General features: G+C 62.7%; 17 protein-coding genes. 12 read left to right on the forward strand and 5 right to left on the reverse strand.

Annotated elements, in window-relative coordinates:
• Window positions 1–3: 3 nt before the first annotated feature.
• Window positions 4–504, reverse strand: a complete 501-nt coding sequence (locus tag AC3EMP_RS28810; RefSeq protein WP_006202532.1) for a type III secretion system chaperone family protein — start codon at window positions 502–504, stop codon at window positions 4–6.
• A 316-nt stretch (window positions 505–820) separates the two neighbouring features.
• Window positions 821–1,123 (reverse strand): accessory factor UbiK family protein, encoded by a 303-nt coding sequence (locus tag AC3EMP_RS28815; RefSeq protein ID WP_023711152.1) that lies wholly within the window; start codon window positions 1,121–1,123, stop codon window positions 821–823.
• A gap of 397 nt (window positions 1,124–1,520) precedes the next feature.
• Here AC3EMP_RS28815 and AC3EMP_RS28820 point away from each other — a divergent pair, with 397 nt between their 5' ends.
• The 9 genes from AC3EMP_RS28820 to AC3EMP_RS28860 all read left to right on the forward strand — a co-directional run bounded on the left by AC3EMP_RS28820 (window position 1,521) and on the right by AC3EMP_RS28860 (window position 9,352).
• A complete protein-coding gene (locus AC3EMP_RS28820) occupies window positions 1,521–1,760 on the forward strand; it encodes a BrnA antitoxin family protein (RefSeq protein WP_023821596.1) in 240 nt (79 codons plus the stop codon).
• A 103-nt stretch (window positions 1,761–1,863) separates the two neighbouring features.
• A complete protein-coding gene (gene lgt / locus AC3EMP_RS28825; protein ID WP_352712019.1) occupies window positions 1,864–2,748 on the forward strand; it encodes a prolipoprotein diacylglyceryl transferase in 885 nt (294 codons plus the stop codon).
• Window positions 2,745–3,809: a class I SAM-dependent methyltransferase gene (locus AC3EMP_RS28830; RefSeq protein WP_031201313.1), complete on the forward strand. Its 1,065-nt coding sequence runs from the start codon at window positions 2,745–2,747 to the stop codon at window positions 3,807–3,809. The genes lgt and AC3EMP_RS28830 overlap by 4 nt, the downstream gene beginning before the upstream one ends.
• Before the next feature lie 151 nt (window positions 3,810–3,960).
• Window positions 3,961–4,755: a peptidoglycan editing factor PgeF gene (pgeF, locus tag AC3EMP_RS28835; RefSeq protein WP_023695793.1), complete on the forward strand. Its 795-nt coding sequence runs from the start codon at window positions 3,961–3,963 to the stop codon at window positions 4,753–4,755.
• Window positions 4,755–5,906: a M24 family metallopeptidase gene (locus AC3EMP_RS28840; RefSeq protein WP_023695794.1), complete on the forward strand. Its 1,152-nt coding sequence runs from the start codon at window positions 4,755–4,757 to the stop codon at window positions 5,904–5,906. Before pgeF ends, AC3EMP_RS28840 begins: the two co-directional genes overlap by 1 nt.
• A gap of 55 nt (window positions 5,907–5,961) precedes the next feature.
• Window positions 5,962–6,549: a hypothetical protein gene (locus tag AC3EMP_RS28845; RefSeq protein ID WP_352712017.1), complete on the forward strand. Its 588-nt coding sequence runs from the start codon at window positions 5,962–5,964 to the stop codon at window positions 6,547–6,549.
• Between the two features lie 141 nt (window positions 6,550–6,690).
• On the forward strand, window positions 6,691–7,626 hold the full coding sequence (locus AC3EMP_RS28850) for a ribose-phosphate pyrophosphokinase (RefSeq protein ID WP_023686119.1): 936 nt from the start codon (window positions 6,691–6,693) through the stop codon (window positions 7,624–7,626).
• 92 nt (window positions 7,627–7,718) lie between these two features.
• Window positions 7,719–8,234, forward strand: coding sequence for a hypothetical protein (locus tag AC3EMP_RS28855; protein WP_023686120.1), 516 nt, complete (start codon window positions 7,719–7,721; stop codon window positions 8,232–8,234).
• A 146-nt stretch (window positions 8,235–8,380) separates the two neighbouring features.
• The gene (locus tag AC3EMP_RS28860) at window positions 8,381–9,352 is read left to right on the forward strand and encodes a Bug family tripartite tricarboxylate transporter substrate binding protein (RefSeq protein ID WP_352712015.1); all 972 of its coding nucleotides are present in this window, start codon (window positions 8,381–8,383) and stop codon (window positions 9,350–9,352) included.
• A gap of 35 nt (window positions 9,353–9,387) precedes the next feature.
• Here the strand turns inward: AC3EMP_RS28860 and AC3EMP_RS28865 are convergent, their stop codons facing one another.
• Window positions 9,388–10,260, reverse strand: a complete 873-nt coding sequence (locus tag AC3EMP_RS28865; RefSeq protein ID WP_488494703.1) for an AraC family transcriptional regulator — start codon at window positions 10,258–10,260, stop codon at window positions 9,388–9,390.
• A 203-nt stretch (window positions 10,261–10,463) separates the two neighbouring features.
• Between AC3EMP_RS28865 and AC3EMP_RS28870 the strand changes: the two genes are divergently transcribed.
• Window positions 10,464–11,708: an MFS transporter gene (locus tag AC3EMP_RS28870; protein WP_352712013.1), complete on the forward strand. Its 1,245-nt coding sequence runs from the start codon at window positions 10,464–10,466 to the stop codon at window positions 11,706–11,708.
• Between the two features lie 141 nt (window positions 11,709–11,849).
• Window positions 11,850–12,764, forward strand: a complete 915-nt coding sequence (locus AC3EMP_RS28875) for an alpha/beta fold hydrolase (protein WP_352843011.1) — start codon at window positions 11,850–11,852, stop codon at window positions 12,762–12,764.
• A 97-nt stretch (window positions 12,765–12,861) separates the two neighbouring features.
• Here the strand turns inward: AC3EMP_RS28875 and AC3EMP_RS28880 are convergent, their stop codons facing one another.
• On the reverse strand, window positions 12,862–13,704 hold the full coding sequence (locus AC3EMP_RS28880) for an alpha/beta fold hydrolase (RefSeq protein ID WP_155923213.1): 843 nt from the start codon (window positions 13,702–13,704) through the stop codon (window positions 12,862–12,864).
• A 150-nt stretch (window positions 13,705–13,854) separates the two neighbouring features.
• On the opposite strand from AC3EMP_RS28880, the gene AC3EMP_RS28885 reads away from it, so the two are divergent.
• Window positions 13,855–14,286 carry a MarR family winged helix-turn-helix transcriptional regulator gene (locus AC3EMP_RS28885; protein WP_023670043.1) on the forward strand — a complete coding sequence of 144 codons (432 nt, stop codon included), beginning with the start codon at window positions 13,855–13,857 and terminating at the stop codon, window positions 14,284–14,286.
• A 22-nt stretch (window positions 14,287–14,308) separates the two neighbouring features.
• Here AC3EMP_RS28885 and AC3EMP_RS28890 read toward each other — a convergent pair whose 3' ends face one another.
• Window positions 14,309–15,070 (reverse strand): glutamine amidotransferase, encoded by a 762-nt coding sequence (locus AC3EMP_RS28890; protein WP_023670042.1) that lies wholly within the window; start codon window positions 15,068–15,070, stop codon window positions 14,309–14,311.
• Window positions 15,071–15,144 lie beyond the last annotated feature (74 nt).

Genomic DNA, 15,144 nt, shown 5'->3' on the forward strand with positions numbered 1-15,144 from the left:
AGCTCAGGCGTTGCCATAGGTCTCGAACAGGACACCGGCCAGCGCATCCTTGGCCGAGGTTCCCGACCAGACAACGAACTGGAAGGCCTGGAAATAGCATTCGCAGGCTTCAAGCGCCGACGACAAAAGCACCTCGACCTGCTGGCTCGACGGTTCGACCCCGCCGGCGAGCAGCAGTGACTGGCGAAACATGATCGCGCCCTCCTGCTCCCAGAGATCGAAATGGCCAAACAGCATCTGCTCGTTGATCAGCGACAAAAGCCGCATCACTTCCAGCGCGCGGGCTTCCGGCACCTTGATGTCGAAAGCACAGGCCAGATGCAGCGCCTCGAAGTCCTCCATCCACGAGAAGGAGACGTGATAATCGGTCCAGCTGCCGGCAACCGAGATCGAGATTTCGTCATCGCCGGCCCGTTCGAAGGACCAGTCATTGTTATGGGCGACCTGCTCGATGACATCCACCGGATGGATTTCGCGGGAGAATTCGAGTTCGAGAAGTTCCATGGAATGCTTCCTGTGTTCAGGGGAGCGCCACACGCTCCGCGGGGCACACACGACGAACAATCTTGTCTTGAACTCGGACGGCCAGGACTTCACGACACAAAGACCCCGGACCGGACCCCACCGCCCGGCCGCATGACCCTGCTCCGAATCATGCAACAAATTCAGTCTATTGATCGGGAGTCGCGTGAACAGCCTAATTTTTCGCACTGCGTCATCAGCATGTGGAAAGGCGCTGTCACAAAGATTCATGCATTGCCGGTAAACGATTCACGGCAAAGCATTTTTTCGGATTGTGCTTTGTGGAAAAGTTCAAATTTTATTTTTTTGCTTTGGGCTTTGCCGCAGCCGCAGGTGCGGCCTGTCCGGTCAATTCGGCAAGCCTGGCCTCGAGCGCGTCGATGCGGGCGGCCAGCCTGGTGTTTTCTTCGCGGGCCTTGGCAGCCATGTCGCGGGCAGCCTCGAACTCCTCGCGCTGCACCACATCCATGGTGTTGAGGATGCGCTCGGCCTGCCCCTTGAAGGCAGTCTCCACCTCGCGGCGCACGCCTTGTGCGGCACCCGCGGCATCGGTCATCAGCTTGGCGAATTCATCGAGAATGCGGTTCGGTCCGGTCGACATGGCAAATCCTCGCTTGCTGGAATTGACGTAGTGGCACTGCCTGCGGAATGCAAGAACGTTGAAGCTGGTGCGGCTTCATGTCGGACGCGATTTGGCTCACGGTCCGGCCGACAGATTGCTATTATCGCAAATGGATTCTTGGAACGACGGTTGCCGTGACGGACAGTGCGGACTTGGAGAAGCGCTTTGCAGCACTCGATGCAGCACTCGCAAAGGGCATTTCGGATGCCAGTGCGGGCCGGGTCTAGCCTGGCGACGAGGTGCTGGACAGGCTTGAAGCCAAATACAGGGCAATGGCAGAGAGAACCAAGTGAAGTTACTGGTCTTCACAGACCAGCGGCCTAGTTTTCCTCACGACTTGCTCCAGGCAAGAGTCACTCTCATTCAGGATCAACCAATGGCAACGCCCCCGCGCCGACCGACCAATCCGATGGAAGCCGCTGAAGCGGCCTTCAAGCCGGTCAAGAGACCCGCGCCTCCCGTTCGCGAACCCTCCGCCGCACCAAACGTTCGCGAGCTTGTCTCGATCAGGATCGATCGCGCCGTGCTCGACCATTTCCAGGAAGATGGCCCCGGCTGGCAAGACAGGATCAACGATGCGCTCAGGCAATTGGTCGCCGGCAAGCCGCAGGGTTGAGCCCGTTATCTCTGACGATCAGGCTGTCGTCACCTTGCCTTGACCCCGCCAAAACCCTGCCGCATGGTCCGCGCCCTAACGCGAGCCCTCCCGGGAGATCCTGTTGAACGACTATTTCCTGCTGCCGATGGCGTCGCTGTCCTTCCCCAACATCGACCCGATCCTGGTTCAGATCGGCCCGCTGGCGGTGCACTGGTACGGCATCGGCTATATCGTCGGCATCCTGTTCGCCTGGTGGTACGCCAAGCGGCTCATCACCAACACAAGGCTGTGGCCTGATGGCGTCTTGCCGATGAAGCCGATCGACCTCGACGATTTCATCGTCTGGGCTGCCGTCGGCGTCGTGCTTGGCGGCCGCACCGGCTATGTGCTGTTCTACGATTTAAAGCGCTATATCGACCACCCGCTCGACATCTTCGCCGTCTGGCAGGGCGGCATGTCGTTCCATGGCGGCCTGCTTGGCGTCATCCTCGCCATGACGCTGTTTTCCCTCAAGCGCGGCATCCGCACCTGGACGCTGTTCGACGTGGTGGCAGCCGGCGTGCCGGTCGGGCTCGGCCTCGTCCGCATCGCGAACTTCGTCAATGCCGAACTCTGGGGTCGCGTGACCGACGTGTCGTGGGGCGTCGTCTTCTGCAACGAGCGTCTCCAGCAGACCGTGGCGGGTTGTGTCGCGGGCCTGGAGCCTCGCCATCCGAGCCAGCTCTACGAAGCGCTGCTCGAGGGCGCGGTGCTGTTCCTGGTCCTGCGCTTCCTCACCCATTCGCGGCTGAAGCTGAAGACGTCGCGCTTTGTCGGCGGCGCCTTCATTTGCGGCTACGGCCTGTCACGCATCTTCGTCGAGTTCTTCCGCGAGCCCGACCAGCAGCTCGGCTACCTCCTCGGCGGCTGGCTCACCATGGGCATGGTGCTGTCGCTGCCGATGGTGCTGGCCGGCATCTGGGCGATGGCCACCGCCAAACCGGCGCCGCAACCACAGCCGGCATGACACGGCTGAAGACCCGCATCGTCGACCTGATCGGCGCGCTCGGGCCCCTCCCCGTCAACGAGTACATGGCGCTCTGCCTGTTCGATCCCAGCGACGGCTACTACACCACGCGCGAGCCGTTCGGCGCCGCCGGCGACTTCGTCACCGCACCCGAGATCAGCCAGATGTTCGGCGAACTCGTCGCCGTCTGGCTCTATCAGGCCTGGCTGGCGATCGGCCGACCGCTGCCGGTCACCATCGCGGAGATCGGGCCTGGCCGCGGCACGCTGATGAAGGACATGCTTCGCACCCTGACGCGGCTCGATCCGGCTATCGCCGCCGGAGCCTCCTTCGCCCTGGTCGAGACCAGTCCGCGGCTGACTGAAATCCAGAAGCAGACGCTTGCCGAAACTTCGGTTGAGCTCGGCTGGCACGAAACCATCGCCACACTACCGCAGGCGCCGTTGCTGATTGTCGGCAACGAATTGTTCGACGCTGTGCCGATCCGCCAGTTCATCCGCGCCGGCGCCGGCTGGCGCGAACGGGTGATCGGCCTTGACGTCTCAGACGAGTTGAGCTTCTTCGCCGGCGCCGGCTCCGTCGAGGCGACGCTGCTGCCGGAAGACGCCGCCGAGGCGCCACAAGGCTCTATTTTCGAAATAGCACCGGCCCGCGCGGCACTGATGGCGACCATTGCCGAACGCATAGCCGACCACGGCGGCGCCGGGCTGTTCCCCGATTACGGCCATCTCCAGCCCGGTTTCGGCGACACATTGCAGGCCGTGCGCAGGCACGCCCCCGAAGATGTGCTGGCCAATCCCGGCGAAGCCGATCTCACCGCCCATGTCGACTTCGCTGCACTGGCCGCCGTCGTGCGGGCACATGGCCTCGATGTGGAATTGGCGACGCAGGGCGACTTTCTGCTTGGCATGGGATTGCTTGAGCGAGCTGGCCAGTTGGGCAGCCAGGCAAGCCAAGAGGCACGACAAACCATTGCCGATGCTGTCGAGCGCCTGGCCGGATCCGACGGCATGGGCACGCTGTTCAAAATCCTGAAAATCCTGCCGCATCAGCCAGTCTGACCCTCAGAGATCGTTACAAGCCGTCCCGCGACGCCGCCTATGGTCGCATGCCTGCTTTTGGCCAATGCAAAGTCAACGCGGCAGCACTGTCGCAATCACTCGGCCGAACTTCGCCTTGACGAAAACGCCGGCGCGGACAACAAACCCATCCATGCTGAATCAGACCAAACCGGATCCTGTTCGCTCGCCGCTGCTGGAAGCGGCCAAGCCGCGAGGTATCCGCCATGGCTATTTCACCCGTATCGGCGGCGTCTCCGGCGGCATCTATCAGGGACTTAACATCGGCACCGGCTCGGATGACGATCAGATGCTGGTCGCCGAGAACCGCCGCCGCGTCGCTGCCTGGATGGGTGTGCCGGCCAGCCATCTCCTGACCGCGCATCAGGTCCACTCGCCCGATGTCGTTATTGCCAGGGAACCCTTTCCCGGCCCGCGGCCCAAGGCCGACGCCATCGTCACCGACCGGCCGGGCATCGCCATCGGCGCCTCGACGGCCGATTGCGGCCCCGTGCTGTTCGCCGATGCTCAAGCGCGCATCATTGGCGCAGCGCATGCCGGCTGGAAGGGCGCTTTTACCGGCGTGCTTGAAAACACCATTGCCGCGATGGAAAGCCTTGGCGCCCGCCGTGAGCGCATCATTGCGGTTCTCGGTCCTTCGATCGGCCCCGACAATTACGAGGTCGGGCCGGAATTCGTCGCCCGTTTCGTCGAAGCCGATGCCGAAAACATCGGCTATTTCGCGCCTTCGGCCAATCCGGCGCATGCAATGTTCGATCTCAACCTCTATACGGTCGACCGGCTGAAGAAGGCTGGCGTGACCGCGCAGGGGCTTGGCCGCTGCACCTATGCTGAGGAGGATCTCTTCTTTTCCTACCGGCGCGCGACGCATCGCAAGGAACCGGACTACGGTCGGCAGGTTTCGGCAATTGTTTTGGAGAACGGATAATGGCGCTGCATTTCGAACGGTCGGAATTTGACGCCCGGCGTGACCGGTTGATGATCGAGATGACGGAAAAGAAGCTCGATGCTGTACTGCTTTTCGCCCAGGAGAGCATGTACTGGCTAACCGGCTACGACACGTTCGGCTTCTGTTTCTTCCAGTGCCTGGTTATGAAGGCTGACGGCTCTATGGTGCTGCTCACCCGCTCGGCCGATTTGCGCCAGGCGCGCCACACATCGATCATCGACAACATCGTGCTGTGGACCGACCGCGACGGCGCCAACCCGGCGGTCGACCTGCGCAACCTGCTCAACGACCTCAATCTCCTCGGCGCTCGCATCGGCGTCGAATACGACACCCATGGCCTGACCGCCTTCAATGGCCGCCGCGTCGACGAGCAGCTGCAGACCTTCGGCCAGATCGCCGACGCCTCCGGTATTGTCGGCCGTCTGCGCCTGTTCAAGAGCCCGGCTGAAATCGCCAAGGCCGAAAAGGCCGCCAACCTTTCCGACGACGCGCTCGAAGCGGCCCTGCCGCTGATCAAGCAGGGCGGCGACGAAGCGCTGATCCTTGCCGCCATGCAGGGCGCGGTGTTTGCCGGCGGCGGCGACTATCCGGCCAATGAATTCATCATCGGCTCGGGCATCGACGCGCTGCTCTGCCGCTACAAGGCCGGGCGCCGCAAGCTGACCAAGAACGATCAGCTGACGCTCGAATGGGCCGGCGTGTTCCATCACTATCACGCGCCGATGATGCGCACCGTGCTGACCGGCAAGGCGTCGAAGCGTCATCAGGAGCTGTTCGACGCCGCCCGCGCGGCTCTTCTGGCGGTCGAGAAGGCGATGACGCCCGGCAACACCTTCGGCGACGTCTTCGACGCGCATGCCCGCACGCTGGAGGCGCACAGCCTGACCAAGCATCGGTTGAATGCCTGCGGCTATTCCGTCGGCGCCCGCTTCACCCCGTCCTGGATGGACATGCCGATGTTCTACCAGGGCAATCCCGAGCCGATCGCGCCCAACATGACATTGTTCGCGCACATGATCATCATGGACTCCGAAACCGAGACGGCGATGACGCTTGGCCGCACCTACCTGACCACCGAATCCCAGCCGAAGCCGCTTTCACGCCATGATCTCGACTTGATCGTACAGTGAATCCATAATGGTTGGTCCACGCGGGGGCGTTCACGACTAAGGAGTTTTCGGGCAGATGAGACGATCGCATGTGACGACCGTGTCATTGCTCGCAGCGCTTGTGCTAGCCGCTTGCACCAACGCCAAGGACGTCCTTGAGCCGTCCGCCATCACGCCGCCGGCAGCCTCGGCTCAGCCCTTGGCTGCCCCGGGCATTGCGCCCGCCGCCACACCAGCGCCGGCCGTCGGCGCCACGACACCCGCCAACCCCGCGCAGAGCGCCGCCGCTTCGTCGAAGACCCGGCTGCAGATCGCGCCGATCGTCGGCGCCTCGGTGGAAGCGGCAACGCCGCTGACGGCCGAACTGCAGACACGCGCCAAGCAGCGCGGCATCACCCTTGCCGGCAGCGCCGACCAGGCCGCCACCCATGTGCTGAAGGGCTACTTCTCGACCATGACGGAAGGCAAGGATACCACCGTTATCTATGTCTGGGACGTCTATGACCCCGCTGGCAACCGGCTACACCGCATCAATGGCCAGCAGAAGGCGCCCTCGGTCAATGCCGCCGAAGGCTGGCCCGCGGTTGCACCCGCTACCATGCAGGCGATCGCCGACCAGACGATCGACCAGTTCGCGGCCTGGCTCGGCGGCAGCTCCGGCTGATCCGCCTGTTACCGGCTTCCGTTCACTGTTGACGTTTTTGAGATTAGCCGGCGGATTCCCGTCAACGAGGCTTGCAATACCGGCACGGCTCGCTACAAGCCCGATTAAGAGGACCTCCCCATCCTTCGCCAGGAACGGTGCATGAAGCTTTTCGCGGGCAATTCCAACCGGGTGCTGGCCGAAGCGGTCGCCCGCTATCTCAATGTCCCGCTGGGCAAGGCCAGCGTCAGACGCTTCGCCGATCAGGAAATCTTCGTCGAAATCCAGGAAAACGTGCGCGGCGAGGATGTCTTCATCCTGCAGTCGACCTCGTTCCCGACCAACGATCATCTGATGGAACTGCTCATCATGATCGATGCCTTCATGCGCTCCTCGGCCAAGCGCATCACCGCGGTCATCCCCTATTTCGGTTACGCCAGGCAGGATCGCCGGGCCTCGGGCCGCACACCGATCTCGGCCAAGCTGGTCGCCAACATGATCACCCGCGCTGGCGTCGACCGCGTTTTGACGCTCGACCTCCATGCCGGCCAGATCCAGGGTTTTTTCGACATTCCGACCGACAATCTGTTCTCGGTGCCGGTGATGGCCCGCGACGTGAAGGCAAAATACAAACAGCTTGCCAATGTCGTCGTCGTCTCGCCCGATATTGGCGGCGTGGTGCGCGCCCGCGCGCTCGCCAAACGCTTCGACGCACAACTGGCCATCGTCGACAAGCGCCGCGAACGTCCCGGTGAATCCGAAGTGATGAACATCATCGGCGCGGTCGCCGGCAAGGATTGCCTGCTGATCGACGACATCGTCGATTCCGGCGGCACGCTGTGCAACGCCGCCGATGCGCTGCTCGCCAACGGCGCTACCAGCGTCACCGCCTATATCACCCACGGCGTGCTGTCGGGCGGTGCGGTCGCCCGGATCAGCGGCTCGAAGCTGCAGGAACTGGTGATCACCGATTCCATCCAGCCGACGCAAGGCGTGCTCGACGCCCCGAATATCCGCGTCATCTCCATCGCCGACCTGATGGGCGAGGCGATTTCGCGCACAGCGACCGAAGAGTCCGTGTCGAGCCTGTTCGATTAATCCATGTTGCCCAAAAGCGTGCCCACGGGCCTGGCTCGGGGGTAATCTCCTTTTTGGAATCTGCCCCAAACCGTCGTGAAAGGAGCCAGCTGATGCGCAATCGAATCAAGGCTGCAGGCATCGCAGGAATGCTTCTCGCAATCGGCATCGCCAGCGCGGCCTATGCGCCGACAATCGCTCCGGTTTCGACCGCGCAGGCGCAAACGGAATATCTTCCCACCGAAAAGGATTTCATCGGCAAATGGAGCATCGCAGGGTCCGCAATCCGGCCACCGCGTGATCTGAAAGAGCCGGCGAAGCCCGACCAGGAAGCGTCTGCGACCGAATTTCAGCAGACTGTGACCGCCTTTTATGGCGCCTTCGACTATCTGGAGATCACGGCGGACGGCCGCTACAATTTTCACCAACCGGGTGACCCGGCATCGGGGCCTTGCGTCTGGTGCGGGACATGGTCGTTCAAGAACGATTCCCTGTGGCTCGAACTGGACACGGCGCCCAGGCTCGACATCTACGCCGAGGGCGGCGACATGCAGATGACCTACACGGCCGAGCCTGAAGAGACGTCACGATACAAATGGCTTGTTTTCAGCTGGACCAAGGCTGATTGAACTGAGGGGTGAGGCGTTCTCGCGCACGCCAACCGAAGCATCGGTGTCAAGCCCGATCTCCTGAGGCGGGCAGTCAGTCCATGGTTGCATTGTGCGAGGAGTTCACCATGGCCATACTGCCCCTCCAATCAACGGAGGAGTAGCAGATGCGGCGTAGGACTTTGCTCGGGCTCGCGGTTTCCATCGCAGCCACCCTTTCAGCACCAGCGGCCTGGGCCGCCGATTTTCCGGACCGGACCATCACCATGGTTGTCCCCTTTTCCGCCGGTGGCTCGACGGATCTGGTCGCGCGCCTGGTCGCCAACAAGATGTCCGAAAAGCTGGGCCAGCAGATTGTCGTCGAAAATGTCGGCGGCGCCGGGGGCAGCATCGGCGCTGCCCAGGTCGCCCGAGCCGAACCGGACGGCTACACGATCCTGATGGGCACGGTCGCAACCCACGCGCTCAACCCGCTGATCCTGAAGACAAAGCCCTACGACGCGGAGAAGGATTTTGCGCCGATATCGTTGCTCGTGCTGGTGCCAAACGTCATGGTCGTGAACCCTGAATTCCCTGCCAAGGACGTCAAGGAACTGATCGAGATGCTGAAGAAGGACCCGGACAAATATGCCTACGCCTCATCAGGCAATGGCACCCCGCTCCATCTCTCCGGCGAGCTTTTCAAGACGATGGCCGGCGTCAGTATGCAGCACATTCCCTACAAGGGCGCCGGACCGGCCTTGAACGACGTTATCGGCAATCAGGTGCCGATGATGTTCGACAACCTCCCCTCTTCATCGGGCCATATCAAGAGCGGGACGCTGAGAGCGCTTGGCGTCACCACCAAGGAGCGCGTTCCCTCCTTCCCCGACATACCGGCCATTGCCGAAACCATTCCCGGCTATGAAACCTACAGCTGGAACGCTCTGTTCGCGCCCGCAGGCACGCCGCCGGAGGTCGTCGCCGTTCTTCAGAAGGCGGCAGTTGAAGCCCTGAAAGACCCTGATGTGATCGCCCGCATGGCCCAGTTCAGCGCCTCGATCGTGGCCTCCACCCCGGAAGAGCTTGGAGCGCATGTGAAGGCCGAACTCGCCAAATGGGAACCGATCGTCAAGGCCAGCGGCGTTCAGCTGGACTAGGGCCTACGACAAAGTGCGGCGGGCTTTTCCTGGCGCTACGGCGCCGGGGGCTCAAGCCGAGGCTGAGCCCGCCGCATGCCTTCGTCGCGGGCGCCGCGCATATAGCCGCGCGGCGAGGCGCCGAGCATGCGCTTGAACATGGTTATGAATGCCGGCACGCTGTCATAACCGAGGTCGAGCGCCACCCTGGTGATCGGCTCGCCATCGGCGAGCCTGGGCAGGGCCGCAAACAGGCAGGCCTGCTGGCGCCAAGTCGACAAGGACAGTCCGGTCTGGCGCTGGAAGGCGCGGGTGAACGAACGGCGGCTCATGCCTGCGGCATCCGCCCACTCGTCGATCGTGGCGTGCGGCGAAGGTGCCGCGACAAAGCGTCGGCAGAGCGCCGCCAGCTTCGGGTCGGACGGGAACGGCAGCCCGAGCGGCCGTTCCGGCAAGGTCGGGATCTCGTGCAGCAACAGGTTCATGATCAGCCCGCCGCGGCCTTCCAGTTCGCCGCCTTGCGGCAGCTTTTCCAATTCTACGATCAGGCTGTGCATCAGCTCGGTGACGCCGACGACACGCAAGCCTTCCGGCAGGCCGGGGATAGCGCCCGGCATGACATAGACCGAGCGCATCGAGACGTCGCCCAGCATTTCGACAGAATGCTCGGTGCCGGCCGGTATCCACATTGCGTGGTCGGGCGGCACCATCCAGCGCCCGTACCTGGTCGTCACCAGCACGACACCGACCAGCGCATGCAGCAGCTGGCTGCGGCTGTGGCGGTGTTGCGGCACGAGGTAACCGTCCGGATATTCGGTCGGCAAAGCCACCGCCGGCCCGGAAACCTCCTCCAGCCACTGCCAGCGGCTTTCGTGCAATCGGCCGAGATCGGCATTGCCGGCGCGGAAGATGTCCCTGCCATGTGGCATCGGCTATGGCCCACTTGCGAAACTATTGGACCAAACCACGAAAGAAGTCGCCTCGCAAGCGGCTTATAAGGCAGCCATCCCCAAGGCGCTCCGCAGGGGCGTCGCCCAAGCGCTTCAGACGAGCGTCCTTAAGGCGGTCCGCGGGAGCGGCCGCCAAGCCTGCCCGCGGGCAAACACCCGCCAAAAAGACCTCGGAGCCTGCCTTGCCCGATACGACAGCCACCAGCATTGCACCGCAGCCAAGCGCCAGCCTCCCTTCAGCCCAGGCGACCGCCTTCACCGTCATTCTGGCGGTGAGCTTTTGCCACGGCATCAACGACATCATGCAATCGCTGCTGCCGGCGATCTATCCGCTACTGAAAGAGAATTACGGTCTCGATTTCTGGCAGATCGGTCTTTTGACCTTCACCTTCCAGGTCACGGCGTCGCTGCTGCAGCCGGTCATCGGCATGATCACCGACAAGCGGCCAATGCCCTATTCGCTGCCCTACGGCATGGCGTCCTCGCTGCTTGGCCTGATCGTTCTGGCCTATGCCGGCCACTATGCGCTGCTTCTGGTCGGCGCCTCGCTGATCGGCATCGGCTCGGCGATCTTCCATCCGGAATCCTCGCGCATTGCCCGCTTTGCCTCCGGCGGCCGCTTTGGCCTGGCGCAATCTTTGTTCCAGGTCGGCGGCAATTTCGGCCAGTCGATGGGGCCGCTGCTCGCTGCCTTCATCGTTGTGCCCTTCGGCCAGACCAGCATTTCATGGTTCGCCGTCGGGTCTCTGATCGGCATCATCGTTTTGTCGCGGGTCGGCGGCTGGTACAGCCGGATGCGCGCCGCGCAGGGCAATCGCAAGGCGGCAAGCTTCGTCTCCCCCTTCCCGCGCAAGAAGGTGATGGGAGCGCTGGCGGTGCTGACGCTGCTGGTGCTAACCAAGAACGCCTACATCGCCTCGCTCTCCAGCTACTACACCTTCTATTCCATCCATAAGTTCGGCGTGTCGGTGCAGATGAGCCAGGTCATGCTGTTCCTGTTCCTCGGCGCCTCGGCGCTGGGCATCCTGCTCGGCGGACCGTTCGGCGACCGCTACGGCCAGAAGGCGATGATCTGGTTCTCGATCGTCGGCGTGCTGCCGTTCACGCTGGCGCTGCCGTACGCCAATTTCGAATGGACGATGGTGCTGACGGTGCTGATCGGCCTGATCCTGTCCTCGGCCTTCTCCAACATCGTCGTGTTTGCGCAGGAGTTGGTGCCGGGACGTGTCGGCACCATCGCCGGGATCTTCTTCGGCTTCGCCTTCGGCATGGGCGGCATTGCAGCCGCCGTGCTCGGCGTCGTCGCCGACATGAAGGGCATCGATTTCGTCTTCCAGATCTGCTCGTATCTGCCGCTGCTCGGCCTGCTGACGGTGTTCCTGCCCAACATGAAGGAAGCCAGGAAGGCGCAAGCGGCGGCCAGATAAAACCGGTCGATTTTGCGGATTTGACGCAGGGCGCGGCATTGCTGCGCCCTCTGTAATTCTTTCACCATGCGCTGGTTGAAAAGCCTGCTAGAGATAGTCATCAACGAAGGCTTGGGGCGTTCGACGTCTCTGGGGGATGACATGCGCAAGATCGTATTGGCCGTATTGGGTGTGCTTCTTGTTACCTTGCCGGCGACGGCACGCATCGTTCCCTTTCCGCCGGGTTTCAAGACGCAGTCCGTCGAAACCAACGGCACCAAACTCTATGTGCGCGTTGGCGGCAAGGGTCCCGCCGTCGTGCTGCTGCACGGCTTTGCCGATACCGGAGACATGTGGGGCGCCGCGGCCATCGCCCTCGCAAAGGACCACACCGTCATCGTGCCGGACCTGCGCGGCATGGGTCTGTCGGCCCACCCGGAAGCGGGCTACGCCAAGAAGAACCAGGCCGTCGACATCGCCGGCGTGTTGGATGCCCTGAAGATCGACAAGGCAGATCTCGTCACCCACGACATCGGCAACATGGTCGGCTATGCGCTCGCCGCTCAGTATCCCAAGCGCATCACCAAATGGGTTATCATCGACGCGCCGCTGCCCGGCATAGGCGACTGGGAAAAGATCAAGCAAAGCCCGCTGCTTTGGCACTTCAACTTCCGCGGCCCTGATATGGAGCGGCTGGTCGCGGGGCGCGAGCGCATCTATCTCGACCGCTTCTACAACGAGTTGTCGGCTGACCCCAAGAAGATCGACGAGGCGACGCGCAGGCACTACGCCAAACTCTATGCCCGCCCGCATGCGATGCATGACGCCTTCGAGCAGTTCAAGGCGTTTGACCAGGACGCGATCGACAACCAGGCGATGCTTGCCGCCGGCGGCAAACTGACCATGCCGGTACTGGCTGTCGGCGGTGAAAAATCCGCTGGCACTACGCAGGCCGATCTCCTGCGGCTTGTTGCGACCGATGTCACGGACGGCATCGTGCCCGCTTCCGGACACTGGATCATGGAGGAAAACCCCGACGACACCGTCAAACTGATCACTGGTTTTCTCGATAAATAGGCACTGTCCCGCTGACATTCGACGAAAGCAAATGCACCCGCCCGGCGGCGGGTGCCTTGCCTATCCAACTGGACGATGTCTATTCAACTGAACGATTCTACGCCTTGAAGAACGCCAGCAGGTCGGCGTTGATCACATCGGCGTGGGTGGTCGCCATGCCGTGCGGAAAACCCTTGTAGACCTTGAGCTCGCCCTTTTTGAGGAGCTTGACAGCCAGCAGCGCGGAGTCGGTGATCGGAACGATCTGGTCGTCGTCGCCATGCATGACCAGCACCGGCACGTCGATGGCCTTCAGATCGTCGGTGAAGTCGGTTTCCGAGAACGCCTTGATGCAATCATAATGCGCCTTGGTGCCGCCCATCATGCCCTGGCGCCACCAATTCTCGACGACAGCCTGCGATACCTGGGCGCCGGGGCGGTTGAAGCCGTAGAACGGGCCGGCCGCAATATCGTGGAAAAACTGGGCGCGGTTGGCTGCCTGGGCGGAGCGGAAACCATCGAACACCTCGATCGGCAGGCCACCCGGATTGGCCGCCGTCTTCAGCATGATCGGCGGCACCGCGCCGAGCAGTGCGGCCTTGGCGACACGGCCACCGGAACCGTACTTCGCGACATAGCGGGCCACTTCGCCGCCACCGGTGGAATGGCCGACATGGATCGCGTCCTTGAGGTCGAGATGCGCCGCAAGCTCCGCGACATCAGCGGCGTAGGTGTCCATCTCGTTGCCGGTATCGGTCTGGGTGGAGCGGCCATGGCCGCGCCGGTCATGGGCAATGACGCGATAGCCCTTGGACAGGAAGAACAGCATCTGGGCGTCCCAGTCGTCGCTGCTCAGCGGCCAGCCGTGATGGAAGACGATGGGTTGTCCCGTTCCCCAATCCTTGTAGAAAATTTCGGTGCCGTCCTTGGTGGTGATCGTGCTGCTGCCGGGCTTGGTCATCTCGCTCTCCATTGATTGCTTCCGCGATAATCAATATCGCGATAACCATACGACTAGCGCAGGTCCAAATCCTTGTCTACAGAAAATATGTATCGCGATATCATTTTTCGTGGTACATATTGATGTGCTCAGTCGGCAAAGGAATGCCTCGTGCCTCTCCCGTTGGACAACCAGCTCTGCTTCACGCTTTACGCCACCAGCATGGCAATCAATCGCACCTACAAGCCCATGCTGGACGAGATGGGCATCACCTATCCGCAATATCTCGTGCTGAACGCACTTGCCGAAGCCGGCGGGATGTCGGTCGGCTCGATTGCGCACAGGCTCGCTTTGGAATCGAGCACCATCACGCCGCTGGTGAAGCGCATGGAACAGGCCGGTCTCGTCACCCGCCAGCGCAGCCAGACGGACGAGCGCCAAGTGCAGGTCGACCTGACGCCTGCCGGCCGCGCGCTGCTCGTCCAGTGCAACTGCCTCAACGAAACCCTAATCGAACGCTCGGGCATGACGATGGCTGATCTCGATGCCTTGAATCGGCGGATCCAGGCGCTGCGCGAAGCGTTGAGCAGCAAGCCGGACTAGCTGCCCTACAAACACGCCAGGCTTAATCCTTGCCGGCCAGCCAGCGCACGACGTTGCCCATCAGCTTGCCGTAGAGCGGCCAGCCGAGAAAGTCCTGCGACAGCCAGTGCGGGCCGATATCCGTCGCCCAGGCGACAGTGCGGCCGTGGCCAACGCTGCGAGCAGCAAGCAGCGGCCAGTCCGTGCCACGATAATGGCAGGTCGCCAGCAGCTGGGACGAGCCATCGCGCCTGAAATCGAGTTTGTTCATGCCGAGGATCGGCGGCAACGGGCCCGCGACACCGGCAAGGATTGGATGCGACGCCTGAAGGATCGACGGCTGCAGGCCTTGCGGCACTTCCAGCCCGTCCGAGAATGGCAGGCAGCGCACGGGCAGGATGTCCTCGACCGGGGTGTCGTGGAAACGCGCCGTGCCGAACATGCCCTGGAACCCCATATAGCCGCCGGCCAGCATCAGCCCGCCACCGCCTTCGACATAGGCCTTGAGGACGTCGAGGCGGTTGACGCCGATGCGCCCGGCGCGGGCCTCCGGCGTGACCAGCAAGGTCAGCGCGCCGACATCGGAGATCACCACCGCCTGGTATTCGGCCAGCGCGTCGAGGTCATACGGAAATTCGGCCGCGCAGCGATCGCCACCGATCTGCGTCACCGCTATGCCCTCTGCGGCAAGTGCGGCATTGAAGGCCGTCGCGCCGTTTACCCACGTCGCACTCGTCAGCACATCGCCGCCGGCGGCGACCGAGGTCGTCGCCGCGAAGGTCTCGCCTGCCAGCAAGAGTTTCATCGTCGCCCTCACGCTTTTCGACTGACAATTGAACGAGCGGGCGCCGGCTTGAACCGGCGCCCGCCGGGCCTTGG

Source organism: Mesorhizobium sp. P160219, from assembly GCF_057786095.1.